Source organism: Intestinibacillus massiliensis, assembly GCF_900155735.1.
GTDB lineage: Bacteria > Bacillota > Clostridia > Oscillospirales > Butyricicoccaceae > Intestinibacillus > Intestinibacillus massiliensis.
Map to the genome: position 1 here is coordinate 32,154 of NZ_LT707055.1, position 23,501 is coordinate 55,654.

Sequence of the window (23,501 nt, forward strand, 5' to 3'; positions counted from 1 at the left end):
CCCCGGGGCAGCTCGCGCGGGAAGCGCGCGTAACGCCCCGTTAAACCGGCTGCTTCCGGCAGCCATGCCACAAATTGCTGTCGGCAACCCGCCGGCGGCTTACAAACACCGTAGAAAGAGGGTACCACTTTGTCTACTGTCAACCAAACCACCGAGCGCCTGCTCGACGCGGCCCGCGGCGTCTGGGAGGGCTACCATGCCCACCCGTTCGTCCGGGGGATTGCCGACGGCAGCCTTGATGTGGAAAAATTCCGTTTTTACCTGGTGCAGGACTACCTGTACCTGTTCGACTATGCCCGCGTGTTCGCCATGGGCGTGGTCAAGGCGCGCGAACCCGCGGTGATGCGGGCGTTCGCTTCCTATGTCCATCAGATCCTGGATGGGGAAATGGACATCCACAAGGCCTATATGGAACGCCTCGGCATTTCCCGGGACGAGGCCGAGCGCGCCCGCCCGGCGCTGGCCAACCTGTCCTATACCGCCTATATGCGCGCGGTCGCGGAGGAGGAAGGCCCGGCGGAGATCGCGGCGGCCATCCTGTCCTGCGCGCTGAGTTATGAGGAGATCGCAAAGCGTATCGTGGAAAGCAACCCCGCGGCGGCGGAGCACGCCTTTTACGGCGAGTGGGTGCGCGGCTACGCCGCGGAGGGCTATGCGGAGGCCAACCGTAAACTGGTCACGCTCGTCGAGCAGCTCACGGCGGGCTATACCGAAGCGCAGCTGCGCCGCCTGTCCGATATTTTCGTCGCGTGCTCGCGCTATGAGGGCATGTTCTGGGACATGGCCTGGAAAATGGAGATGTGATATGCTCGATTTCCAGAACGTCGTCTTCCGGTATCCGGGGGACGGGGAGGACACGGTGAAGGGCCTGTCCTTCCATGTGGGCAAGGGCGAATTCGTGTCGCTCGTCGGCGCGTCCGGCTGCGGCAAATCGACCATTTTCCGGCTCATCAACGGCCTGCTCGCGCCCGCGTCGGGCGATATCGTGGTGGACGGGGCGTCCGTCCGGGGCAGGCGCGGCTACTGCGGGTACATGCCGCAGCGCGACATGCTGTTCCCGTGGCGGACGATCGGGGAAAACCTGCGCCTGCCCATGGAGGTCGCCGGGGGGCTGCCCCGCGCGGCGCAGGACAAGCGCGTCGACGCGACGCTTGCGCACGTCGGCCTGGCCGGCTGGCGGGACAAACGCCCGGCCGAGCTTTCGGGCGGGATGCGGCAGCGCGCGGCCTTTGCGCGCACCCTGCTGACCGGGTCGGAACTGCTGCTGCTGGACGAGCCGTTTTCCGCCCTCGATTTCCTGACGCGCGTTTCCATGCAGGAATGGCTGCTCGGCCAGTGGGAGGACGACCGCAAGACCGTGCTCTTCATCACGCACGACGTGGAGGAGGCGCTCTTCCTGTCCGGGCGCGTGCTGGTCGCCACCGAGTGGCCGATCGCGCGCCTGACCTCGATCGAGGTGCCCGCGGGCTACCCGCGCACGCGGGAGTGCCTCGGCCGGCCGGAGATGATCGCGCTGCGCGAGCAGCTCATCGATATGCTGCGGAAGGGGGCGCGAGCATGAAAAACCGCTGTAAGGGCAACCTGCCCGCGCTGGTGTTCCTGGCCGTGCTGCTGTTTGCCTGGCAGCTCGGCGCGATGAAGGCTGACGCCGCCTATATCATCCCGTCGCCGGTACAGATCCTCGTGCGGCTGTGGGAGCTGCGCGAGCCGCTCTTCACCGCGCACCTGCCCGCCACCATGCTGTGCACCGGCGTGGGGCTTGCGATCTCGGTCGTGCTCGGCGTGCTGCTGGCGGTCGTGATGGACGCGTTCCCGATGGCGGAAAAGGCGCTCTACCCGGTGATCATCGCCTCGCAGACCATCCCCACCACCGCGCTCGCGCCGCTCTTTGTGCTGTGGTTCGGGTATACGATCTGGAGCCGCGTGCTCGTCACCGTGCTGATCACCTTTTTCCCGATCACGATCTCGGTGTTCGACGGCTTCCGCGCCGTCAGCGGCGAGATGGCCGACCTGCTGCGCACCTTCGGCGCGGGCAAGCGGGAGATCTTCTGCAAGCTCAAGCTCCCCGCGGTGCTGCCGTATTTCTTCTCCGCCATCAAGATGGCGGTGCCGCTTTCCATCATCGGCGCGGCCATCGGCGAATGGCTGGGCGCGCAGTCCGGCCTGGGCTACTTCAGCCGCCGCATGATGACCCAGCTCGACGGCCCGGGCGTGTTCGCGCCGATCGTGCTGCTGAGCGCGGTGGCCATGCTGCTGGTCGGCGTGGTCTCGCTCCTGGAAAAGCGCCTGCTGAAATGGCGCGGGGAGAGCTAAGAGGGGAAAAACGCGCGTTTTTTCAATAACAAAACGTAATATTTAATATATTTAACACATCAAGGAGAGTTTCTATGAAACGCATTTTTGCAATCTTCACCATGGCGGCGCTGCTGCTGACGGGCTGTTCGTCCGCGGGCGACGGCGGGGAGGGCGCGCAGGCGCCCGCGGGCGGCAAGGGGCTGCGCGAGATAAACGTCGTGCTCGACTGGTACCCGAACGCGCTGCACGCCTTCCTCTATGACGCGATGGAAAAGGGCTATTATGAGGAGGAAGGCCTCAAGGTCAACGTCCAGTTCCCGGCCAACGCGAACGACGCGATGAGCCTGGTCGCGGCGGGCAAAAGCGAAATCGGCCTGTACTACCAGCAGGACGTCATCATGGCGCGCGCGAACCAGGGCGTGCCGGTCAAGTCGATCGGCGCGGTGGTGCAGTCGCCGCTCAATATCGTGCTGTCGCTCAAGGAAAAGGGCATCACAGGGCCTAGCGACCTGGTCGGCAAGACCATCGGCTACGCGGGCACCGAGCTGTCCGAGGCGCTGATCAAGGCGATCATGGAGGACGCGGGCGCGGACTATTCCGACGTCAAGATGCAGAACGTCGATTTCGACCTGATGCCCGCCATGACGACCGGCAACGTCGACGCGACGATCGGCTGCCTGGTCAACCATGAGGTGCCGCAGATGGAGAAGGAGGGCTTCGAGGTCAATTACTTCTTCCCGGACGATTACGGCGTGCCGCAGTACTACGAGGGCGTGTTCCTCGCCAACGACAAGCTGATCGAAAGCGAGCCCGAGGTGCTGGCCGGCTTCCTGCGCGCCTCGGCGAAGGGCTTCCAGGATATGAAGGACGACCCCGAGGGCACGCTCGCCATCCTGCTGGCGCACCAGGACAAGGCAAACTTTGCGCTGGACGAAAGCGTGGAGCGCCAGTCCACCGAGACCCTGCTGCCGCTGATGGAGACCGCGGATGCGAAGTTCCTGAGCCAGACCGCCGCGTGCTGGCAGGAAAATATCGACTGGCTGTACGGCCAGGGGCTGATCGACGAGAAGCCCGCGGTCGAGGACGTGATGGCCGACATCCCGTACTGACTGCAGCCCAAACCATGGCAGCGCCCGCCGCAGGGGTTCCCTTGCGGCGGGCGCTGCCATTTGCAGCCGTCCCGGCGATAGAAAAGCAGGAATATGATAAAAATATGCGCGCGCCTTTGTACGAGGAGTGTATACAATTGGGCTAGGCGGTATGAATTTTGTGAAAACCGCCATTTTGCCGGGCGCTTGCGGCAATTTCCGTATGATATCACTATTTTTGAAATAAACCAAAAACTTGCATGACAAATCTGGGGCGGGCTGTTATACTTAATCCATGAGGAGAAGCAACCCCACAGTGTATTGAACCTGGTTTACTGCGCCGGCTGTTGGGGCTGGGCGGGGCGACCCGTCCGGAAAACCGCAGGGTGCGCGTGTACGTCGGGAACCATACCGTACACCGCTTCTGTCAGTATTAACCTAATGAAAAGAAGGGGAAAGTTATCATGAAAAAGTTGAAAATGGGTATCATCGGTGTAGGCCGACTGGGCTACGAGCACGCTTGCAACATTGCAACCCGCGTACCTGGCGCCGAGCTCGTCGCGATCTGCGACGGCAACCTCGACCGTGCGAAGGAAGTCGCTGAGGAACTGGGCGTACCGTCCGTATACAGCGACCCGAAGGAGATGTGCGCAAACCCGGAAGTCGAGGCTGTTGCGATCATCACGAACACCGCTTCCCATGTGGATATGATCCGCATCGCAATGGATGCGGGCAAGCACGTATTCTGCGAGAAGCCGCTGGCTGAGAACGTAGAGAAGTGCCTCGAGGCCGAGAAGATCATCGCCGCGCACCCGGACCTGACCTTTATGCTGGGCTTCATGCGCCGCTTCGACTACTCCTACCGCCTGGCGAAGAAGAAGATCGAGAACGGCGACATCGGCAAGGTCATCCTCGTCCGCTGCTATTCGCAGGACCCGATCTCCATCATCAAGGGCACCCTGGAGTATGCGCCCCGCTCCGGCGGCCAGTTCATCGATATGTCCATCCATGACATCGACCTGCTGCGCTGGCTGACCGAGTCCGAGCCGAAGAACCTGTGGGCGATCGGCGGCTGCTTCGAGTTCAAGCAGTACAAGGACTGGGACGATGGCGACAACGTCGCCTGCATGCTGCAGTTCAAGAACGACGCGATGGCGTTCTTCTTTGCCGGCCGCGCCGCTGCGCACGGCTCGCATGTTGAGACCGAGATCGTCGGTACCCGCGGCACCCTGCGCATCGCGGCAGTCCCGACCGATTCCATGCTGGAAGTCATGAGCGAGCACGGCGTATGCCGCGAGTGCTATCAGGACTTTGTCAGCCGCTGGCACGATGCGTACATCACCGAGCTGGAAGAGTTCTGCGATTGCGTACAGAACGGCCGCCCGGCTTCCCCGAGCGTCGTAGACGGCACCAACAGCACCAAAATTGCATTCCGTTGCAAGGAGTCCTTCCTGAAGAACGAAATGCTGCCGATGGACTAATATTTACCAATCGAAAAGGCTTCCGGCTTGTGCCGGAAGCCTTTTTTTGCGGGTAAAAAGCCGCGGAAAATAAAAGGTACCTGGCAAAAGGATATGTGGCATGATAAGCAAAAAAGGGGCTGTTTCCCGCAGGAAGCAGCCCCTTTCCCCGTGCCGGCAATCCAATTACCGCCCGCCGTTAAACTCGTGCACCGCGTCGATCATGGCGACCACGTTTTCAATCGGGGTACCGTATTGCACGATATGGATGGAATTGAAGATATACCCGCCGTTTTTGGAGAAGATTTCGCAGCGTTCAAGCACCTGGCGGCGCACCTCCTCGGGCGTGCCGAACGGCAGCACCTTCTGCGTGTCCACGCCGCCGCCCCAGTAGAGGATCCTGTCGCCGAAATCGTCCTTGAGCCGCTGCGGCTCCATGCCGGCGGCCGAGCACTGCACGGGGTTGAGCGCGTCAAAGCCGCTCTCAATGAACTTCGGGATAAAGGGGTAAACCGCGCCGCAGGAGTGCTTGAGCGTCTTCCAGGCGGTGTTTTCATGCACCCAGCCCGTGACCTTCTGGTAGTAGGGCATATAGAATTCGTCGAATGCCGCGCCGGAGCACATTTGCGACTGCTGCGCGCCGAAGTCCGTGCCGCAGACATAGATGATATCCGCGATGTCCCCGGCGATTTCGTGCAGCTTCTTCCAGTTTTCCAGCACATAATCGGTCTGTCGGCGGAAGACCTCGTGCACGTAGTCCGGGTAGAGCAGGGGCGCCATGTACCAATCGGCCACGCTGCGGATGCCCTTCGGGTGCTTCAGCCCGGGGCCTGCGATCTGGGACGCGTCGCCTAGCGCCGCGCCGCCCGGGTCGAGCACGACCGCGCGCTTGCTGCCCTTGTATTTGGCAAGCTCCGCGCGGTAATACGCGAGCGCCGCCTCGCTGATGGGGCCGTACTCCTGGAGGTTGTCGTCGGCGTGCATGTCGTCCTCGTCGATCTCCTCCTGGCGCTCGATGTTGTCAAAATAGTAGCCGCCCGCAGGCATATGGCCGCTCGGCGGCGCAGCCCGGTCGCCCTGCGGGTAAATGAGCAGGCCGCCCTTGCCGTCGTCCGCGACCTCGAATTGCTCGGGCACGAGCAGGTCGACGTCGAACATGCGGTATTCCTTCCATTTGCCGGTGTCCGAAATGCCGAAACAGCCGTTGAAGGCGCGGACCATCTCCACATCGGTGCCGATCGCGTCCTTCAGGTCGTCGTCGATCAGGCCGGTCATGCCGAACACGTCCCACAGCCGGATGGGGCGGGGCTCCAGGCCGTAATACTTGCGCAGCTTGTCGATAATGGTCACGTGCATCTGGGAGCAGCTCATACCGCCGAAATCGAGCGGCACCTTGTCGGGCTGCTGATGCGAAAATGCACACTTCACACGTTCTTTTGATGTCATGTCAAAGACCTCTTTCCCAAATTGTCGATCGCGCATAGGCTCCGTGATTTTGCCCAGTTGACTTCTTCTGTTAGGTAGTATATCATGCAAGTAGCACAAAATATATCGGATTCCAAAGGTTTCGTCCCGCGCGGACACGGGAAAGGCGGAAAGATGCTCTGGGGAGAAAGGGAAAAACGTTGATAACTGATATTTTACAGTTTGATAAGCTGGATTTTGAAGCGGCTGCACAAAGCGGATGCGCAATGCTTGTGTATTTTGACGGAAGCTGCGCCGCCCGGCGCGGCAATACGGCAGGCCGCCGCATTGCGGCAAAGGGGGGGACGGCATGCGCCTGTGGAACCTGATCCCGGAAAACAACTATATCAGCTTCCAGATGACGGAGGAATTTGACGGCGTGCCGGGCTGGAACGCCGAGCTTGAGATTTTGTACGTCCTGGAGGGGGAGGGGCTGTCGTGCACGGTACAGGGCGAGGCCCACACGCTCGGCCGGGACGATTTTATCGTACTAAACCCCTACGAGATCCACACTTTGCAGGGCACGGGCTGCCGCGCCGTCTCGCTGTTTATCTTCCCCGCACTGCTGGCGCTGCGCACGCAGCGGGAGGGGGAGGCCATCCGGTGCCGCTCGAACGACCCGGCCGCCCCGCGGGACGCGTGCGGGGAAATCCGGAGGTTCATGGCCGACGCGCTGCTGCTGTGCTGCCGGGAGGGGCAGGCGGACAAGTACGAGGTCTATGAAAACATCCTGCGCATCCTGGCCATCCTGGATGGGAATTTCTGCGTGCGCGAAGGGCGGACGGGGCGGCGCGCCCAGCGCACCGTGGCGCACCTGCAGCGGGTGGTGCAGTATATCGACCAGAATTATATGGAGGGCTTGACGCTCGCATCGGTGGCTAAGGAGGCGTTTATCTCCCCGAACTACCTTTCGCACCTGTTCCGGACGTATTTGCAGACCTCGTTCGCGCAGTACCTGCGCATGGTGCGCCTGAACCACGCGTATGCCGACCTGATGAATACCAAGGACAGCGTCACCGAGATCGCGGGGCGCAACGGCTTTTCGGGCGCGACCGCGTTTATCCAGCACTTCAGCGCGGTCTATGGGAAAACGCCCGCCAAATTCCGCAAGGGCGGCCAGGCGCAGCGCTATTACCAGACGCTGCCGGACGAGGGCTACGGCGAGGCGTTCGGGACGCTGCTGCGGCACGCGACCGGCTCGGCGGGCAGGACCGCGCTGCTGCGCCGGAGCATCGAGACGCGGGAGGCGGCCGCGGATTGCAGCCAGGCGGGCAGCCGGCGGCCGGCGGGCTGGAACCAGGTCATGAACGTCGGCTGGGCGAAGGAGGCGCTGCTCGCGCCGCTGCAGCAGCAGGTCGCCCGCGCGGCGGAGGAGCTGGGGTTCCGCATGGTGCGCTTCCACGGGATCTTTGACTACGATATGTACGTGTACCAGGAGGCCGGCGGCGCGCCGCGCTATAATTTTACCTATCTTGACACCCTGTTCGATTTCCTGCTGGCGCACGGGTTGTCGCCGTTTGTCGAGCTGGGCTTTATCCCGCCCGCGCTTGCATCGGACGGAAAGGCCTATTATAACCACTTTTCACGCATCTGCTTCCCGCGCGACCTCCGGCGGTGGACGGCGCTCGTCGGCGCGACGCTGCGCCACTGCATCAACCGGTATGGCCTGCGCGCGGTGTGCACCTGGAAATTCACGCTGTTCAACGCCATCTATGTCTATTATGGCTGCATCAGCGAGGACGCGTGGTGGACGCTGTGGCAGGCGACCTATGAAGCGGTCAAGGGCGTGCACCCGGGGCTGGCCTTCGGCCTGAACGACGATATCGGCCTGCTGTCGCCGGGCTACCGGCGTTTCTGGACGTACCTGGAGCGGGGGCGCGCGGCGGGCTGCAAGCCGGATTTCCTTTCCTTCCAGTGTTTTTACGGCGATTATGGGGAGCCGGGCGGCGAGGCCTTCCAAAAGGTCTATGCGCAGGATACCATGCCATTGCCGCACAGCCCGGACGAGGACTATCTGGCGCATAAGCTGGACTTCCTGGAGGCGGGGTTCCGCCAGCGCGGGCTGGAGCCGCCGCCGGTGCTGTTTGAGGCGTGGAACTCCACGGTCTGGCAGCGGGACGCGTGCAACGACAGCTGCTTCAAGGCGGCTTTCCTGGTCAAGAACATCCTGGAGAACGAGCAGCGCATCCAGTCCTTCGGCCACTGGACGCTGAGCGACTTTATGGAGGAGGTGCCCCACGCCCCGCAGGTCTTCCACGGCGGCTACGGCATCCTGACGTTTAACGGCATCCCGAAGGCGGGGTATTACGCGCTCGAGCTGCTGCGTCGGCTGGGCGGCCGCCTCCTGTGCCGCGGGGACGGCTGGTACATCACGCGCGACGGCGACGATATCCAAGTGATGCTGTACCACTACTACCACTACGACCTGCTCTACCAGCAGCATTACACGACAAAAAGCGACAGCGTGTTCCGCTTCGAAAACGAGGTCTCCTTCCATGTGCGGCTTGGCCACATGCGCCCGGGCAATTACAGCATCACGGAGCAGTGCGTCAACCAGGAGGGCGGCAGCTCTTACGACATGTGGCTCTATATGGGCGCGCCGGACGAGCTGACACGCGAACAGGCCGAGTACATGAAACAGGTTGCAAAGCCCAGCGTGTCCACCGGCATCCGGTCGGTTGGCGGGACGTATGAATTCACCGCGGAGCTGCGCGCGCACGAGGTGCGGCTTATCACCCTCCACCGGCTGCACGAGGGGTGAGGCGGCGTACGGCGCATGGGAATAGGGAAGCCCCCCCGGCCAATACGGCCTGGGGGGCTTTTTTCCGCGCGGCGGCTACCTGCATTTCTTATTCCGGTACATCATGGCGTCGGCGCGGATAAACGCGTTTTCAATGCTTTCCCCGGGCTGGGTGGCCGCATACCCGGCCGCCGCGGACAGCGGCATGTGCAGCGCCTGCGCGGCCGCTTCCATTTCCTTTTCAAACTGTGCGAGCAGGGATGCGGCTTCCTCCACCGTGCCGTCCGGAAGCATCACCGCAAATTCATCGCCGCCGATGCGGAATACGCTGTCCGTGCGATTGGCAAACACCAGGCGCAGGGCGTCGGCGGTTTTTTGGAGCGCCATGTCCCCGCTGTGATGCCCGAAACGGTCGTTGATCTCCTTAAAGTGGTTGCAATCCAGCATGATACAGCAAACCGGGCTGCCCGTGCCTTCCCGTTCGAGGTCATTGATGTGTTCCACATAGGCCGCCCGGTTATACAGGCGGGTCAGCGTATCCGTGTACACCATTTGGAAAAGGTGTTTTTCGTGTTCCAGCTTTTGGTTTTGCTCCTGGATACGCATTGTTTTATGGATGGATTGCAGGAACACGCCATAACAGGCCAGCACAACCAGTGCAAACACCAGCCAGCAGGGCGCGTATTCCGGGCGTTCCAGCATCGGTTTGGGGTAGGCGGCAAAAAAGATGAGGGCAAAATAGATCAGCACCGTGGCAAGCGCCATGGCGCCCCAGCCGGAATCCACCGTGTCGAGCAGGACGTGGTAGGAGGAAAAGCGCCCCCGCCCGATGGCCAGCAAGGTGATAGAGATGGCGACGACCACGACGAATGCCAACACGGCCCCGCCATGGATCATAATGCCGACATAGCGCCCTAAAAACGCGATCATCAGCGAAACGGTATCCACAAAGCAGAAGGTCAATAAAAAGCGGCTCCCTTTGTGGCGCGATAGGGCGAGGAACAGCAGGAAGCTGGGGATGGTCATAAAGAGGGTTGACGCGATAGACGCGGGGATCCCCCACAGGTGGACGCCCGCAAAATAGAAGAAGAGGATCACGCCGCAGCCGCCGTACATCAGGAAGCGGTAAAGCGGCGTTTCCTTTTTCAGTGCAAAGATCATGGAGTAAACCAGCAGGTCAAAGAGGATGACCACCAGATCGGATAAAACAGCAAAAATATTTGACAAAGGGGCGCCTCCCTTCCGAGGTCAGTATACCTATTATAGCGGAATATCGCGCAAAGCTCAACTTCTGCCGATAGAATTTGCGGCCAAAATTTGCAGTTTGCGGCCAAATACTTGAAATGAACCGGGCGCGCCGCTAAGGTAAAGGCATAAGGAAGGATCAAGACGGAAGGAGGCGGCCTATGCAAAAGGTGATGATTTGCGACCGGGACGATACGGAGCGCGCACAACTGACGGCCCACATCCGCGCGTGCTATGCAGCGCGGGGAGAAGGGGTACAGGTGGAAGGCTGCGCCGACTGGCCGGGGCTTGCGGCAATGGTCAAGCGGACGGAGCCGGATATCGTCGTGGTCGCGCAGGACGGCGTGGAAGGGCTGGACACCATCACGAGCGCCCGCCTGCTGACGGGGAAGACGATCTGGTTTTCCGACCTGGATTTTGGCGTGCAGGCATATTGGCTGTGCGTGGCCTACTTTGGCCGGAAGCCGGTGACCTACCAGAAGGTAGCGCGGGCGCTCGGGTCGTTTTGGGAGGGTAAATGATGCTATTGAAAGAGGGGCGGCGTCCGTGGGCAGGCGCCGTGTGTACTGGGGCAGGAAAGGATGCGTACCATGGAACAGACCTTTGAAATCACAATTACGTCCTGCGAGGAAGGCACCTGGCAGGGCGTCCTGCGGACGCAGGAGGGAGACGTCCCGTTCCGCAGCGAAATTGAGCTGCTGCTGGAAATATCCCGCCGCCTGGAGGGCGGCAGCGTGGGGCGCTGGAAGCATTGTGCATGCAAAACGGAGGAATAAAAGCCCTGCGGGTGCGCCGCAGCAAAGCCGCCCCGGTTAGGGGCGGCTTTTTGGCGTTTGCGGGTGTTTGGGGGGGCGGCCCCGTTAAATCATCGTTGCTATTGGGCGGCGTGTTAGGTGACGTGTAAAAGGGCTGAAAACGCCGTATAAGGCGGTATCATTAAAAATCCATAAATGTCAGTAGCGCAATAAAAAGTTTTAAAATAAACAAAAAAAACCCGCCTAACCATACGATTAGGCGGGTTCCTTTGTTGGTGGCTCATCGGGGATTCGAACCCCGGACACCCTGCTTAAAAGGCAGGTGCTCTGCCAACTGAGCTAATGAACCAGATATGAGGGAGGGCAGGAAAATGGCAGGGACGGCTGGATTCGAACCAGCGAATGTCGGCGTCAAAGGCCGATGCCTTACCGCTTGGCGACGCCCCTGTATCCGTTCGATTCCGGCTGCCCGGCTATTTGGTGGGCTTAGACAGAACGCGCTGCGTTTTGCAGCGCGTTTGTCTAAATAATGGGGTGGATAAAGGGACTCGAACCCTCGGCCCTCGGAACCACAATCCGATGCTCTAACCAACTGAGCTATATCCACCATATTGATGCTGCAAATGGTACGCCAGGAGGGATTCGAACCCCCGGCCTACTGCTTAGAAGGCAGTTGCTCTATCCAACTGAGCTACTGGCGCATAAGGAAATCCCGTTTGCTGGGGAGTACCGTGTTGCTTGTTCAGGAAAATCTTCCCATCTTAAAAATGGAGCGGGTGATGGGAATCGAACCCACGTGTTCAGCTTGGAAGGCTGACATTCTACCATTGAACTACACCCGCGGGTTTTCTGAGACTTGTATATTATAACAAGGCAGTATAGGGTTGTCAATAAGTTTCTGCATTTTTATCAAAAATTTTTTGCGTATCAGACCCATGCAAATGGCCTCCGGGGCGGGGCCGCAAAAAGACGGCCGCCCCCATCCCGGGGGCGGCCGCATATGGCGCTTAGATCGTCTGCACGGAGAGCTTGCCGTCCTGCGCGGTGATGTGCGCGCCGGCCAGCGGGTGCTCCCACGAGGCCACGATTTCCGCGGCAAGGGCGTTTTCTACCTCTTTTTCGATCAGGCGGCGCAGGTTGCGCGCGCCATACTGCACGGAAAAGGCCTTTTTGACCAGGTAATCCACCAGGGAAGCGTCCCACGTCAGGCGGATGGCACGCTCCGCCAGCGAATCGCGCAGCTCGCCGAGCAGGATGCCCGCGATGCGGGTAAAGTCGGCCTCGCTGAGCTGGTTGAAAGCCACGATCTCGTCGATGCGGTTGAGGAACTCGGGGCGCATCAGGCTTTCGAGCGCCTTCATCGCGCGGTCCTTGGCCTGCTCGGACACCGTCTTGCCGAAGCCGACCTGTACGGACTTGTTCTGCGAGCCGGCGTTCGAGGTCATGACGATGACCGCATTTTCAAAATTGACGACCCGGCCGTGCGCGTCGGTGATGCGGCCGTCGTCCAGGATTTGCAGCAGGATGTTCAGCACGTCGGGGTGCGCCTTTTCGATCTCGTCGAACAGGACGACCGAATAGGGGCGGCGGCGGATCTTCTCCGTGAGCTGCCCGGCCTCGTCATAGCCGACATAGCCCGGGGGCGAGCCGACCAGGCGGGACACCGTGTGCTTTTCCATAAATTCCGACATGTCGAACCGGATCAGCGACTCGGGCGTATCGAACAAGTCGGCGGCGAGCCGCTTGACCAGTTCGGTCTTGCCCACGCCGGTGGGGCCGACAAACAGGAAGGAGACCGGCTTTTTCTTGGGGCTGATGCCCGCGCGCGAGCGGCGGATGGCCGCCCCGATGGCGCCGATCGCCTCGTCCTGGCCGATGACATGCTCCTTAAGGCGCTCCTCGAGCGTCTGCAGGCGGGAAAACTCGATCTCGCACACCTTGGACGCGGGGATGCCGGTCCAAAGCTCGATGACCTGCGCCAGGTGCTCCGCGTCCAGCGCGGGCGCGGGCTTCTGCCGCAGCGTATCGAGCTGCCCCTGCACCTGCAGGGCGTGGCTCTGCAGCATGGCCATGCGCTCGTAGGTGCGCTCGTTCTGCTCCTCCTGGAGCAGCGCCTCGCGCTCCTCCTCAAGCTTGTCAAGCTCGTTCTGCAGGCGCGGGATTTCGCCCACCGCCGGGTTCTCGAGGTTGACGCGCGAGCACGCCTCGTCGATCAGGTCGATCGCCTTGTCGGGCAGGAAACGGTCGGTGATATAGCGCTCGGAAAGCTGCGCCGCCTGGCGGCAGATCGCGTCCGAGATCGTCACGCCGTGGAAGGCCTCGTAGTAGGTGCGGATGCCCTTGAGGATCTCCACCGTGTCCGCAATGGACGGCTCCGCGACCGTGACCGGCTGGAAGCGGCGCTCGAGCGCGGCGTCCTTCTCGATATACTTGCGGTACTCGTTGTAGGTGGTCGCGCCGATGACCTGGATTTCCCCGCGGCTGAGGGCGGGCTTGAGGATGTTTGCGGCGTTCATGGAGCCTTCGGAATCGCCCGCGCCGACGATGTTGTGCACCTCGTCGATGACCAGGATGATGTTGCCGAGGCGCTTGACCTCGTCGATCAGCCCCTTCATACGGCTCTCGAACTGGCCGCGGAACTGCGTGCCCGCGACGAGCGCCGTCAGGTCGAGCAGGTGGATTTCCTTGTTTTGCAGCTTGTAGGGGACCTTGCCCTCCGCGATGCGCAGCGCGAGGCCTTCGGCCACGGCGGTCTTGCCGACGCCGGGCTCGCCGATCAGGCAGGGGTTGTTCTTCTGGCGGCGGTTCAGGATCTGGATGACGCGCTCGGTCTCGCGGTCGCGGCCGACGATGCGGTCGATGCGGCCGTCGCGCGCCTTGGCGGTGAGGTCGTCGCAGTAGCCCGTCAGGAATTTGCGCTTCTTATCCTTCTTGGGGTCGCGCTTTTCCGTGCGGGTCGCGGAGGACGCGGCGTCCTCCGACGGGGCGGGGCCGCCGTGCGCCTGCCCCTGTTGGAACAGCTTCTCGAGGAAGGGGAAGGAACGGGTGGTCGAGCCGTCGTCGCCTTCGCCGTCTTCCGCGCCGCCGGGCAAATCCTCGACGTTTTCCGGCTCGTCGCCGTCGCTGTCGCCGTCCCCGTCGCTGTCCATGGGGACGAGGCCTTCCGCGCCGGCCAGCGTCTCCATCTCGCCGGAGAGGGCCTCGAGGTCGTCCTCGGTAATGCCCATCTGCTCCATCAGGCTGTCAACCGGCTTAATGCCCAGCTCCTTGGCGCATTTGAGGCAGATCCCCTCGTGCGTGGTGGCACCGCTGTTTTCCATTTTTGTGATAAAGACTACGGCGATATTCTTGCCGCAGCGGGAACACATTGGCATTTGCATAATAGATACTCCTTAAATATAGGGGCCGGCGTCAGGCCGACCCGAGCAACCCCGGGGGGATCAGCCCCAGGAGGGATTTCGTAAGCAGGGTCTTATCCAGCGCGGCCGGCGAAAGCGGGCCAAGCTCGGAAAAGAGGGCGGGGGAAAAGCGCGCCAGCGCCCACAGGATGGCAAATGAGAGCACAAGCCCGCAGACGAGGCCTACTGCGCCGCCGCCGAGCGCATCGAGCACGCCCAGCGGGGTGGCGCGCGCGATCAGGTGGAACGCCTCGCCCGCCATCTTGAGCAGGCAGGCGAAGGCGGCCAGGAAGATAAAGAACAGCAGGAAATAGGAAAGGCTCTCGGCCATGCGCTGCGCCGCCTGTTTCGCGGCGATCTTCAGCGGCTGCGCCGCGCCTGCAAGCAGGTCGGCGTCCAGAAGGCTTTGCAGCGTGGCGGAAAGGGAACCAAAGAGCGACGCGCCGTCCGTGCCGCCCGCCGCGCCGGACAGCGCCGTCTGGGCCTGCTTCTGGAACACGTCGCCCACGATCGGGGTCACGAGGTAGCGCGCCATATAGGGCGCGGCAAACCGCGCCGCGCCGGCGGCCAGGAAGAAGGCGCCAATCTTGCCGAGCAGGCCGAAGAGCGTGCGCGAAAAGCCGCGCCGCAGGCCTGCCACCACATTGGCGAGCAGGATGGCCAGCAGCACCAGGTCGCTTGGCGACAGCAGGAGCTTAAGGGTCTCCGGCGTCAGCTGCAGGGGTATCGTTTCCATCGATGGGGTCCTCCGATTGCGTTTCCCGCAGCAGGCGGGCTTCCTTGCCGAACAGCACGCAGGCCGTCCCGTCCGGTTCGAGCAGGATGCGGCGTGCGCCGGCGGCGGAGGCGTCCGTCCAGAGCGGTTCCAGTTTGTCGTTATAGACGTGCAGCCCCGCCGTGGTGAGCAGCGCGAGCCGCCCGTTTGACAGGGACAGGCTGGCCAGCTCCTCGCTGACCAGCAGGGGGCCTGTGACGCCGCCGCCCGCGGAAACCACCGACACCTCGGTGCGCGCGGATTTCGTGTAGGAGCGGCAGGCGAGCGCGAGCGCGCCGTTATCAAAGGAAAAGCCGACCAGGTCGCTCGCCGGGTAGGCGGCGGAATACACTGTTTCCCCCTTGAGGTTCACCAGGTAGGCGCCCGTGTCGCACACGGCGGCGACGGTATTGTCGTTTAAAAAGCGCGCCTCCACGCCGAGGCTCGTGCCCAGGCTGCATTCCGCGGCGACCTCCTGCCGCCCGAGGTCGAACAGCAGCAGCTTGCCTTCGAGCGCCGTGCCGTCCTGCCGGAAAGCCAGCGCGGCCATGCGCCGCCCATCCGGCGACACCGCGGCGGACTGTACATAATATTCCGAGGTCAGCCACTTATACGTGAGCTGCTGGTCCTTATTGAAAACACGGACCGCGGTTTTATACCCGGCTTCGTCCGTGACGACGGCGAACGAGCCGTCGCGCCCCATGGAGGCGTTGATGATGGACGCGCCGGGCTGGTCGCCGCCCCAGTCCAGTTCGAGCGGGGCGAGCGCGTTCGTCACCGTGATGCCGGCGCCGCCGCGGTCGTAGGCCAGGATATATTCTTCGGAAGTGTCAAGCGCGATATGCGCGTAGCCGAGCTGCAGGGTAAGCTGGTTGAGCCCGCCCGGGCGGGCGACATAGAGCGTGTCGCTGTCGGCCACGGCGAGGCCGCCCCCGAACAGCGCGGCGTCCACATAGCTGCCCGATACGAACGGGATGGTGGACAGGTCTTCCGGCTCCGCTGTCAGCCCCAGGCTGATATAAGTCCCCACGCGGCGCATGTTATCCGGGAGGAACAGCCGGAAATTCGCCGCAAGGAACAAAATGACCGAGAGCAGCAGCAGCCAGCCTGTCAGCCCGCGCAGCAGCGTGACCAGGCGGATGCGCCCGTCACGGGAACGGCGCAGCAGGCGGCGGCGTTCGCGCTTGGTGGCCGGGAAACGCGCCACTTTTTGATTTTCGTCCATGGTGCTCCCCACCTCCCTCATTGTACCGCGAATATGCGGAAAAGATGTGAATAAACAGTGAATTTCTGCGTGGTATCCGTAAACGATCGTGCATTTGGGGCGGGAAAACGGTCAGTCCGCCAGGCCGAAGCGGTCGAGCGCGGGGGTGTGCCCGTACCACAGGCGGTTCATGAACAGGCCGCAGGCGGGCAGTGTCGGCCCGGCCNATACTTTGCGCCCTCCTGCATCCTTTGCAGGTCGAGCGGGTAATGGTAGCGGTACGCGCGCCCGGACAGGAAGGGGTCGCGCAGGCGGGACGGGTAGAGGTAGTAGGCGTATTCTTTTTTTGTGCAGTCGAAGCGCGCGTCGAACCCCTCCGGCACCTCCGCCGCGCCCGATACCGCGATATCCTCGGGAAGCTGGGCGTTCAGCGCGAGGGGCAGGCGGTCCATCGGGATGGTGCAGGGCGCTTTGAAGTTCGCGACATAGCGGCGCGCGTGCACGCCCGCGTCGGTGCGGCCGACGCCGGAGACGTAGGTTTTGCAGCCGAGCAGGCGCCCGACGGCGTCCGTCAGCGCCTGCTGGATGGACGCGCCGTTCTTCTGTACCTGCCAGCCGTGATAGGCCGTGCCGTCATAGGACAGCACCAGGGCAATATTTTTCATCATAATGGAAGCCCCCAAAGGCAAAGGGTTAAAGGCCGAAGCGCCCGAGCGCGATGACCGCGCCGAACACGGCGGCGCACACGGCAGACGCGGCGTAATCCACGCGCGTCACCTTGAGCTGGCGCATCCGGGTACGGCCGACGTCGCCCCGGTACAGGCGGCACTCCATCGCGGTGGCAAGCTCGTCCGCGCGGCGGAAGGCCGAAATGAAGAGCGGCACCAGGATCGGCACGAGCGCCTTGGCGCGCTGGACGATGTTGCCGGACTCGAAGTCCGCACCGCGCGCCTTCTGCGCGGCCATGATCTTGTCGGTCTCCTCGATCAGCGTGGGGATAAACCGCAGCGCGATCGACATCATCATGGAAAGCTCGTGCACCGGCGCGTGCAGCTTCTTGAGCGGCGAGAGCAGGCTCTCCAGGCCGTCGGTGAGCTGGATCGGGCTGGTGGTATAGGTCAGCATCGAAGTGCCGACGATGAGCAGCATGATGCGCAGCACCATGAGGATTGCGGTCTTGACGCCCGCGGTCGAGATGTGCAGGAAGCCCCACTCGAAGATATACGTATCCCCGGGGGTATAGAAAAGGTTCAGGATTGCCGTGAAAATGACGATAAACAGGATGGGTTTGAGGCCGCGCACCACCATTTTAAGCGGGATTTTGGAAATGTGCACGACCATGAGCAGGAACAGGATAAAAAGCCCGTAGGAAACCGGCCCCGCGCCGAGGAACAGCGTGACGATCATCGCGATGACGAGCACGATCTTCACGCGCGGGTCGATGCGGTGCACTGGGCTTTCGCCGGGGAAAAACTGGCCGATCGTGATGTCCTTCAGCATGGCTTTCCCCCCTTGAGCGCGCGGATCGCGTCGAGCGCTTGCGGCACGGTGTAGACCGACGGGTCGACCGGCACGCCGCGGCGGCGCAGTTCCATAAATACCTTGGTGATCTCCGGCACGTCCAGCCCGGCCGCCGTGATTTCCGCCGCGTGGGCGAACACCTCGCGCGGCGTGCCGGTGAGCATGACCTGGGCGTGGTTCATGACGAGCATCCGGTCGGCCACGCGCGCCACGTCCTCCATCGAGTGCATGACGAGCAGCACGGTCGCGCCGGTCTGGCGGTGGTATTCCCTTACATAGCCGAGGATTTCGTCGCGGCCGCACGGGTCGAGGCCTGCCGTCGGCTCGTCCAGGACGAGCACGTCCGGACGCATCGCGAGCACGCCCGCGATCGCCACGCGGCGTTTCTGGCCGCCGGACAGCGCGAAGGGCGACTTTTCCGCCAGCTCGGGCGCAAGGCCGACGACGGCCATCGCGTGCTGCACGCGCGCGGCGGTTTCCTCTTCGGGAAGCCCCATGTTGCGCGGGCCGAAGGCGATGTCCTTGGCGATCGTCTCTTCAAAGAGCTGGTACTCCGGGTACTGGAACACGAGGCCGACGCGGAAGCGCGTTTCGCGCGCGCACTTGCCCTTTTCATTCCAGATGGGCTTGCCGTCGAGCAGCACCTGGCCGGAGGTGGGCTTGAGCAGCCCGTTGAAATGCTGGATCAGCGTGGATTTGCCCGAACCGGTGTGGCCGATCACGCCGAGGATCTCGCCGCGCTCGATCCCGATATTCACATGGTCGAGCGCCGTGCGCTCAAAAGGGGTACCCGCCCCGTAAACGTAGGTCAGGTCCCGGGTCTCGAGGATGTAAGACAAGGTGGTTACCCTCCGTCAATCAATTAAAGTAGGGGATGCAGGGCGGTCGTATCCGGCCGGGCGCCGGTCTACGCCAGGTATTTTTCCAGGACGTCCGCGCATTCGTCCACGGTCAGCGCGCCGATGGGCAGGTCCGCCCCGGTTTCGCGGTTGAGGCCGGACAGCACCTCGACGGTCTGCGGCACGGTCAGGCGCGCGCCGTGCAGCGCGTCCACCTGCGTGAAGATCTCGCGGGGCGCGCCGTCCATCAGCACCTTGCCGGCGTGCATGACGACCACGCGGGAGGCCTGCACGGCCTCGTCCATGTGGTGCGTGATCAGGATCACCGTGATGCCGAAGCGGGCGTTCAGCTCGCGCACGACCTGCATGACCTCGCGCCGCCCCTGCGGGTCGAGCATCGCGGTCGGCTCGTCGAGCACGACGCAGCGCGGCATCATGGCGATGACGCCTGCGATGGCGATGCGCTGCTTCTGGCCGCCCGACAGCATGTGCGGCGCGTGGCGGCGGAACTCGTACATGCCCACCGCGCGCAGCGCGTCGTCCACGCGGCGGCGGATTTCGTCCGGCGGGACGCCGAGGTTTTCCAGCGCAAAGGCCACGTCCTCCTCGACGACGGTCGCGACAAGCTGGTTATCCGGGTTTTGGAACACCATGGCGCAGGTCTTGCGCACCTCGTAGGTCTTTTCTGGGTCCGCGGTGTCCATCAGGTCGACGTAGACCTTGCCGCCCGTGGGCAGGCGGATGGCGTTGAAGTGCCCGGCCAGCGTGGACTTGCCCGAGCCGTTGTGCCCGAGCACCGCGACGAACTCGCCGCGCCCGATGGTCAGGTTTACGCCGCCCAGCGCCTGCACCGGCGCGCCGTCCTCGCCGCGGTAGGCGTATTCCAAATCTTCCGTGCGAATAATTTCAGACATAAAAATCGTCCTTATCTCTTTTTAGGGCCGTTGGCCGCGTGCCGTACGCGCTTCGGCTCAGTTTGTATCCGCGATAAAACGCGCGGAGGAGCCGCAGGGCAGCACAAGGCCGGTCGATTTGACCGGCAGGCCAAGCTCCTGCGCCTCGACCCAGCCCGGGGCGCGCTTTGCCGCGGTAATGCCGAGCAGGTAGGCCATGACCGAGGGGGCGAGGCCGGTGGAATAGCTGGAAATCAGCACGAACAGGGGCTTGTCCGACAGCACGCCCATGGCAAGCCCGACAAAGCCCGCGATATCCTCCTCGATCTTCCAGGTTTCGCCCGAGGGGCCGCGCCCATAGGAGGGCGGGTCCATGATGATCGCGTCGTACTTGCGGCCGCGGCGGATTTCGCGTTCGACGAACTTTTTGCAATCGTCCACGATCCAGCGGATCGGCCGGTCGCCCAGGCCGGAAGAGGCCGCGTTCTCACGCGCCCAGCCGACCATGCCCTTGGAGGCGTCCACATGGCAGACCGACGCGCCCGCCGCGGCGGCGGCCAGCGTTGCGCCGCCGGTGTAGGCGAACAGGTTCAGCACGCTGACCGGCCGGCCGGCGCCGCGCACCATGCCGTCGATAAAGTCCCAGTTGGCCGCCTGTTCCGGGAACAGGCCGGTGTGCTTGAAGGCCATCGGCTTGAGCTGGAAGGTCAGCTCGCGGTAGGAAACCGTCCACTGCGCGGGCAGCTTGCGGATGTCCCACTTGCCGCCGCCCGAGGACGAGCGGTGATAGGTCGCGTCCGCCGTTTTCCAGGCGCGTTCGCCCGGCGTGCGCGGCCAGATGGCCTGCGGGTCGGGGCGCACCAGGGTGTGCGGCCCCCAGCGTTCTACTTTTTCGCCGTCGCCGCAATCGAGTACGGCATAATCGGTCCATTGATCTGCAATCCACATGGTCTTTTGTATCCTCCGTCGGGAACGCCGCGCGGCGGGGGTTGTCCCGGCCGCGGGCAGTCAAATTTATGATGGGCAGGCGCAGTATGCGACTATTGTTTATTCTACCACCAAATATGCGCCGGTGCAACCAAAAAACAGCCGTTTTATCGCGCTAAATGGGGTGTTTCCCGTGGGACATTGCACAAAAACACGGATATTAGCGAAGGGGGACGGAACGCCGCGGCGCACCGTCCCCCTTCACGTAAAAGAGAGGTAGGATATAGGATGATGTGGGCAAATTAGGGGGCCGCCGCCGTCAGACCATCACGCCGCGCGGGGCGACCGGGCTGGAAAAGACGATCTGCGTCTCGGTCTTGCCGAACTGCTGCAGGCGGCCGATGAAGCTGTCCAGCTCCTGCGTGGAGGGGTAGGATACCTTGATCAGCATGGAATAATTTCCGGTTACGCAGTTGCACTCCAGCACGTTGGGGCAGGACTGGATAAACGGGATGAACTTGGGCTTTTCCGCGGGCGACATGTCGAGATGGATGTAGGCCAGGATATGGTACCCGAGCTGGAGCGGGTCCAGCTCGAGGGTATAGCTGCGGATCACGCCCTGGCGCTCCAGGCGCTCGATGCGCGCGGATACCGCGGGGGAGGACAGCGAGACCTCGCCGGACAGGTATTTGACCGGCGCGCGTGCGTTCTTTTGCAGCAGCTTGAGCAGCTTCACGTCGATTTGATCCATGGTAGACCCTTCCTTTCGATGACGGGAGGCGTAAAGGCGCCGGGAAAAAGATAAAAGGCGCCCATCTTCCGATGAACGCCTTTGTTCGCTTTTTATTATACTGCGGGCGCGCCGCGCTGTCAAACAAAAGTAAGCGGGAAGCCGCTGTTTATCCGTTTTGCACGGGGGCGCGCTTTGCAGAATACACTTTTTCGGGTATATTGTTGAAGGTCAGCCCTCGGCCGCCGGGCGGGCGGCGCGCAGCGGGGCGCCTTCCNGGCGGCTGATGGACAGCACGAGCGAGGCCGCCGCGCGCCCCATCGCCTGCAGCGCGTTGGTCAGGACGAACAGCACGCCGAGCACGGGCGCGGACCACATCAGCGCGCGCAGCATGGGCACGCCGGCCTCGATCACGGCGGTATCGGCGATAAAGACCGAGATAATGCCGTCCGCGGCGAAGAAGTACACGGCGGTCAGGATCACGCCCATCACCGTGGTGCACAAGATGGAAAAATTGACGACCTTACGCAGCCGGCCGATGTTTTTCGCGCCGTAGGCATAGCCGACCAGCGGCTGGATGCCCATGGCAAGGCCAAGCTGGACGAAGACGACGAGCATGTTGGCCTTCATCGCGACGCCCATGCCCGCGACCGCGTTGTCGCCGTAGGAGACGAGGAAATTGTTCAGCAGGATGTTCGTGACGCTCATGAGGATGTTGTTGAGCGAGGCGGGCAGGCCGATCGCAACCACGCCCCCGGCAATGCCGCGCACCGCGAAATGGCGCGGGCTTAGGGACAGGATGGATTTGCCGCGCAGGAAAAACGCCAGATAGAACAGGCTGGCCGCGATATTGCCGATGACGGTCGCAATGGCCGCGCCCTTGACGCCCCAGCCCAGGCCGAGGATCATGATGGGGTCGAGCACGATGTTGACCACCGTGCCGACCATGTTGCCGACCATCGAGGCCGTGGCCGCGCCCTCCGCGCGGATGATATTGCCGAAGGCGTTGGAAAAGATGATGAAGGGCGCGCCGAGCACGATGTAGCGCAGGTAGTCGCCCGCGTAGCCCACGGTGTTTTCACTGGTGCCGATCACCTTGAGGATCGCCGGCATGGCGAGCAGGGACGCGGCGACCAGCACGACGCCCAGCAGGAGCGCGCCGTAGCAGCAGAACGCGCTGACCTTTTTGGCGCGGCCGCCCTCCTGCGCCCCGAGCATGCGCGAGATGAGCGACGAGCCGCCGATGCCGAACATGTTGCCGAAGGCCATCAGGATGAGGAACACCGGCGTGGCGACGGAGACCGCCGCGACCTGGTTCGCGTCGCCCGTCTGGCCGACGAAGAAGGTGTCGACCATATTGTAGAGGACGACGACCAGCATGCTCAGCACGGTCGGGATCGCCATTTTGGCGACCGCGCGGGGTACCGGCGCGTCTTTGAATACTGATTCGCTATTTTGATTCATTATATTACCTCCTGTAATTACATAATAAGTAGTGGGCTACCTATTATGGGGATGGAAAACGTCAGCCGCCGCTGACGTTTTTGTATACGCGCTCCAACATGCCGCGAAGCTGGAGCAGTTCCGCGTCGGTAAAGCCGAGCGCCGAGCGTGCGTCCAGTTCCTCGTGCACCTGCTCCATGACGCGCATCACCTCGTCCGCCTTGGCCGTGGGGCGGATGATGCGGCAGCGGCGGTCGCGCGGCGACTGCGCGGCCGAGATGAAGCCCTTTTCCTCCAGCCGGTGCAAAATGCCGATGACGGTCGGGTGCTTGAGGTGGAAAAACGCGCCGATATCCTGTACGGTCGTTTCCTCCGCGGCGTGCATGGACAGGAAGCGCAGCACGTCGCTCTGTGCCGCCGTCAGCCCGAGCGGGCGCAGCGCCGCGTCGGCGCGCGCGACGGCATGGATCTGGATCATCTTAAAATATTCGCCGGGAAATGGCACAGCAGGCATAGGCTCCCCTCCGAATCTGTAGCTTGCTACATGATTATAGGCGCAAAACCGCCCCGCGTCAAGAGGGAAGATTGTGTAGATTTTGTGTACAAGGGCAAAGGGGATGGCGTATGCCATCCCCTGCGGTCACTTTTTCTTCTTTTTCGGCTTTGCCCAGCCGGCTTTGCGGGAAGGCGGCGCGGGTTTCGCGCGCGGCGGCGCTTTCTTTGCCGCCCCACGCGCGGGCGCGGG

The 23,501-nt window shown here is 62.7% G+C and carries 21 protein-coding genes and 5 tRNA genes; 8 read left to right on the top strand and 18 right to left on the bottom strand.

Annotated elements, in window-relative coordinates:
- The first annotated feature begins 129 nt into the window (after positions 1 to 129).
- The 5 genes from tenA (at position 130) to CZ203_RS04725 (ending at position 4,864) form a co-directional block, all read left to right on the top strand.
- Positions 130 to 804, top strand: coding sequence for a thiaminase II (gene tenA, locus CZ203_RS04705; protein ID WP_087065019.1), 675 nt, complete (start codon positions 130 to 132; stop codon positions 802 to 804).
- A 1-nt stretch (position 805) separates the two neighbouring features.
- Entirely contained in the window at positions 806 to 1,561 is a 756-nt protein-coding gene (locus tag CZ203_RS04710; RefSeq protein ID WP_087065020.1) for an ABC transporter ATP-binding protein, read from the top strand.
- Positions 1,558 to 2,313: an ABC transporter permease gene (locus CZ203_RS04715; protein ID WP_087065021.1), complete on the top strand. Its 756-nt coding sequence runs from the start codon at positions 1,558 to 1,560 to the stop codon at positions 2,311 to 2,313. The genes CZ203_RS04710 and CZ203_RS04715 overlap by 4 nt, the downstream gene beginning before the upstream one ends.
- Positions 2,314 to 2,387: 74 nt before the next feature.
- Positions 2,388 to 3,404 carry an ABC transporter substrate-binding protein gene (locus tag CZ203_RS04720; RefSeq protein ID WP_087065022.1) on the top strand — a complete coding sequence of 339 codons (1,017 nt, stop codon included), beginning with the start codon at positions 2,388 to 2,390 and terminating at the stop codon, positions 3,402 to 3,404.
- 443 nt (positions 3,405 to 3,847) lie between these two features.
- The gene (locus tag CZ203_RS04725) at positions 3,848 to 4,864 is read left to right on the top strand and encodes a Gfo/Idh/MocA family oxidoreductase (protein WP_087065023.1); all 1,017 of its coding nucleotides are present in this window, start codon (positions 3,848 to 3,850) and stop codon (positions 4,862 to 4,864) included.
- Positions 4,865 to 5,029: 165 nt separating this feature from the next.
- On the opposite strand, the gene CZ203_RS04730 is transcribed toward CZ203_RS04725, so the two are convergent.
- The gene (locus tag CZ203_RS04730) at positions 5,030 to 6,289 is read right to left on the bottom strand and encodes a uroporphyrinogen decarboxylase family protein (protein ID WP_087065024.1); all 1,260 of its coding nucleotides are present in this window, start codon (positions 6,287 to 6,289) and stop codon (positions 5,030 to 5,032) included.
- 328 nt (positions 6,290 to 6,617) lie between these two features.
- On the opposite strand from CZ203_RS04730, the gene CZ203_RS04735 reads away from it, so the two are divergent.
- The gene (locus CZ203_RS04735) at positions 6,618 to 9,068 is read left to right on the top strand and encodes a GH39 family glycosyl hydrolase (protein WP_087065025.1); all 2,451 of its coding nucleotides are present in this window, start codon (positions 6,618 to 6,620) and stop codon (positions 9,066 to 9,068) included.
- Positions 9,069 to 9,143: 75 nt separating this feature from the next.
- Here CZ203_RS04735 and CZ203_RS04740 read toward each other — a convergent pair whose 3' ends face one another.
- The gene (locus CZ203_RS04740) at positions 9,144 to 10,274 is read right to left on the bottom strand and encodes a GGDEF domain-containing protein (RefSeq protein ID WP_087065026.1); all 1,131 of its coding nucleotides are present in this window, start codon (positions 10,272 to 10,274) and stop codon (positions 9,144 to 9,146) included.
- A gap of 179 nt (positions 10,275 to 10,453) precedes the next feature.
- Between CZ203_RS04740 and CZ203_RS04745 the strand changes: the two genes are divergently transcribed.
- Positions 10,454 to 10,813, top strand: coding sequence for an ANTAR domain-containing protein (locus CZ203_RS04745; RefSeq protein WP_087065027.1), 360 nt, complete (start codon positions 10,454 to 10,456; stop codon positions 10,811 to 10,813).
- A 69-nt stretch (positions 10,814 to 10,882) separates the two neighbouring features.
- The gene (locus CZ203_RS04750; protein WP_087065028.1) at positions 10,883 to 11,068 is read left to right on the top strand and encodes a hypothetical protein; all 186 of its coding nucleotides are present in this window, start codon (positions 10,883 to 10,885) and stop codon (positions 11,066 to 11,068) included.
- Between the two features lie 252 nt (positions 11,069 to 11,320).
- Here CZ203_RS04750 and CZ203_RS04755 read toward each other — a convergent pair.
- From CZ203_RS04755 to CZ203_RS04830, 16 genes are all read right to left on the bottom strand, one after another.
- A tRNA-Lys gene (locus CZ203_RS04755) sits at positions 11,321 to 11,396 on the bottom strand.
- A gap of 23 nt (positions 11,397 to 11,419) precedes the next feature.
- Positions 11,420 to 11,494: transfer RNA gene (locus CZ203_RS04760), tRNA-Gln, on the bottom strand.
- A gap of 83 nt (positions 11,495 to 11,577) precedes the next feature.
- A tRNA-His gene (locus CZ203_RS04765) sits at positions 11,578 to 11,654 on the bottom strand.
- Between the two features lie 17 nt (positions 11,655 to 11,671).
- Positions 11,672 to 11,748, bottom strand: a tRNA-Arg gene (locus CZ203_RS04770).
- 67 nt (positions 11,749 to 11,815) lie between these two features.
- Positions 11,816 to 11,889, bottom strand: a tRNA-Gly gene (locus tag CZ203_RS04775).
- A gap of 165 nt (positions 11,890 to 12,054) precedes the next feature.
- Positions 12,055 to 14,427: an ATP-dependent Clp protease ATP-binding subunit gene (locus CZ203_RS04780; RefSeq protein WP_087065029.1), complete on the bottom strand. Its 2,373-nt coding sequence runs from the start codon at positions 14,425 to 14,427 to the stop codon at positions 12,055 to 12,057.
- A 31-nt stretch (positions 14,428 to 14,458) separates the two neighbouring features.
- Positions 14,459 to 15,181 carry a CvpA family protein gene (locus tag CZ203_RS04785; protein ID WP_087065030.1) on the bottom strand — a complete coding sequence of 241 codons (723 nt, stop codon included), beginning with the start codon at positions 15,179 to 15,181 and terminating at the stop codon, positions 14,459 to 14,461.
- Complete coding sequence (locus CZ203_RS04790) at positions 15,141 to 16,424, bottom strand: DUF5711 family protein (RefSeq protein ID WP_087065031.1); 1,284 nt, start codon at positions 16,422 to 16,424, stop codon at positions 15,141 to 15,143. Before CZ203_RS04790 ends, CZ203_RS04785 begins: the two co-directional genes overlap by 41 nt.
- A gap of 167 nt (positions 16,425 to 16,591) precedes the next feature.
- Positions 16,592 to 17,071: a tRNA pseudouridine synthase A gene (locus CZ203_RS04795; RefSeq protein WP_087065032.1), complete on the bottom strand. Its 480-nt coding sequence runs from the start codon at positions 17,069 to 17,071 to the stop codon at positions 16,592 to 16,594.
- A gap of 25 nt (positions 17,072 to 17,096) precedes the next feature.
- Complete coding sequence (locus CZ203_RS04800; RefSeq protein WP_087065033.1) at positions 17,097 to 17,903, bottom strand: energy-coupling factor transporter transmembrane component T family protein; 807 nt, start codon at positions 17,901 to 17,903, stop codon at positions 17,097 to 17,099.
- Positions 17,897 to 18,763, bottom strand: coding sequence for an energy-coupling factor transporter ATPase (locus tag CZ203_RS04805; RefSeq protein ID WP_087065034.1), 867 nt, complete (start codon positions 18,761 to 18,763; stop codon positions 17,897 to 17,899). The genes CZ203_RS04800 and CZ203_RS04805 overlap by 7 nt, the downstream gene beginning before the upstream one ends.
- Before the next feature lie 68 nt (positions 18,764 to 18,831).
- Positions 18,832 to 19,677 carry an energy-coupling factor transporter ATPase gene (locus CZ203_RS04810; RefSeq protein ID WP_087065035.1) on the bottom strand — a complete coding sequence of 282 codons (846 nt, stop codon included), beginning with the start codon at positions 19,675 to 19,677 and terminating at the stop codon, positions 18,832 to 18,834.
- 57 nt (positions 19,678 to 19,734) lie between these two features.
- Positions 19,735 to 20,604, bottom strand: a complete 870-nt coding sequence (locus CZ203_RS04815; protein WP_087065036.1) for a class I SAM-dependent methyltransferase — start codon at positions 20,602 to 20,604, stop codon at positions 19,735 to 19,737.
- Between the two features lie 298 nt (positions 20,605 to 20,902).
- Entirely contained in the window at positions 20,903 to 21,334 is a 432-nt protein-coding gene (locus tag CZ203_RS04820; protein WP_087065037.1) for an Lrp/AsnC family transcriptional regulator, read from the bottom strand.
- 210 nt (positions 21,335 to 21,544) lie between these two features.
- Positions 21,545 to 22,777 (bottom strand): MATE family efflux transporter, encoded by a 1,233-nt coding sequence (locus CZ203_RS04825; RefSeq protein WP_087065038.1) that lies wholly within the window; start codon positions 22,775 to 22,777, stop codon positions 21,545 to 21,547.
- A 61-nt stretch (positions 22,778 to 22,838) separates the two neighbouring features.
- Positions 22,839 to 23,270 (bottom strand): MarR family winged helix-turn-helix transcriptional regulator, encoded by a 432-nt coding sequence (locus tag CZ203_RS04830; RefSeq protein ID WP_159456367.1) that lies wholly within the window; start codon positions 23,268 to 23,270, stop codon positions 22,839 to 22,841.
- Between the last annotated feature and the right edge of the window lie 231 nt (positions 23,271 to 23,501).

Coding starts and splice junctions, on each gene's coding strand:
- CZ203_RS04710 (WP_087065020.1), top strand. CDS start 806: ATGCTCGATTTCCAGAACGTCGTCTTCCGGTATCCGGGGGACGGGGAG.
- CZ203_RS04820 (WP_087065037.1), bottom strand. CDS start 21,334: ATGGATCAAATCGACGTGAAGCTGCTCAAGCTGCTGCAAAAGAACGCA.
- CZ203_RS04800 (WP_087065033.1), bottom strand. CDS start 17,903: ATGCTGAAGGACATCACGATCGGCCAGTTTTTCCCCGGCGAAAGCCCA.
- CZ203_RS04830 (WP_159456367.1), bottom strand. CDS start 23,270: ATGCCTGCTGTGCCATTTCCCGGCGAATATTTTAAGATGATCCAGATC.
- CZ203_RS04780 (WP_087065029.1), bottom strand. CDS start 14,427: ATGCAAATGCCAATGTGTTCCCGCTGCGGCAAGAATATCGCCGTAGTC.
- CZ203_RS04785 (WP_087065030.1), bottom strand. CDS start 15,181: ATGGAAACGATACCCCTGCAGCTGACGCCGGAGACCCTTAAGCTCCTG.
- CZ203_RS04810 (WP_087065035.1), bottom strand. CDS start 19,677: ATGTCTGAAATTATTCGCACGGAAGATTTGGAATACGCCTACCGCGGC.
- CZ203_RS04815 (WP_087065036.1), bottom strand. CDS start 20,604: ATGTGGATTGCAGATCAATGGACCGATTATGCCGTACTCGATTGCGGC.
- CZ203_RS04715 (WP_087065021.1), top strand. CDS start 1,558: ATGAAAAACCGCTGTAAGGGCAACCTGCCCGCGCTGGTGTTCCTGGCC.
- CZ203_RS04730 (WP_087065024.1), bottom strand. CDS start 6,289: ATGACATCAAAAGAACGTGTGAAGTGTGCATTTTCGCATCAGCAGCCC.
- CZ203_RS04750 (WP_087065028.1), top strand. CDS start 10,883: ATGGAACAGACCTTTGAAATCACAATTACGTCCTGCGAGGAAGGCACC.
- CZ203_RS04745 (WP_087065027.1), top strand. CDS start 10,454: ATGCAAAAGGTGATGATTTGCGACCGGGACGATACGGAGCGCGCACAA.
- CZ203_RS04725 (WP_087065023.1), top strand. CDS start 3,848: ATGAAAAAGTTGAAAATGGGTATCATCGGTGTAGGCCGACTGGGCTAC.
- CZ203_RS04790 (WP_087065031.1), bottom strand. CDS start 16,424: ATGGACGAAAATCAAAAAGTGGCGCGTTTCCCGGCCACCAAGCGCGAA.
- CZ203_RS04735 (WP_087065025.1), top strand. CDS start 6,618: ATGCGCCTGTGGAACCTGATCCCGGAAAACAACTATATCAGCTTCCAG.
- CZ203_RS04720 (WP_087065022.1), top strand. CDS start 2,388: ATGAAACGCATTTTTGCAATCTTCACCATGGCGGCGCTGCTGCTGACG.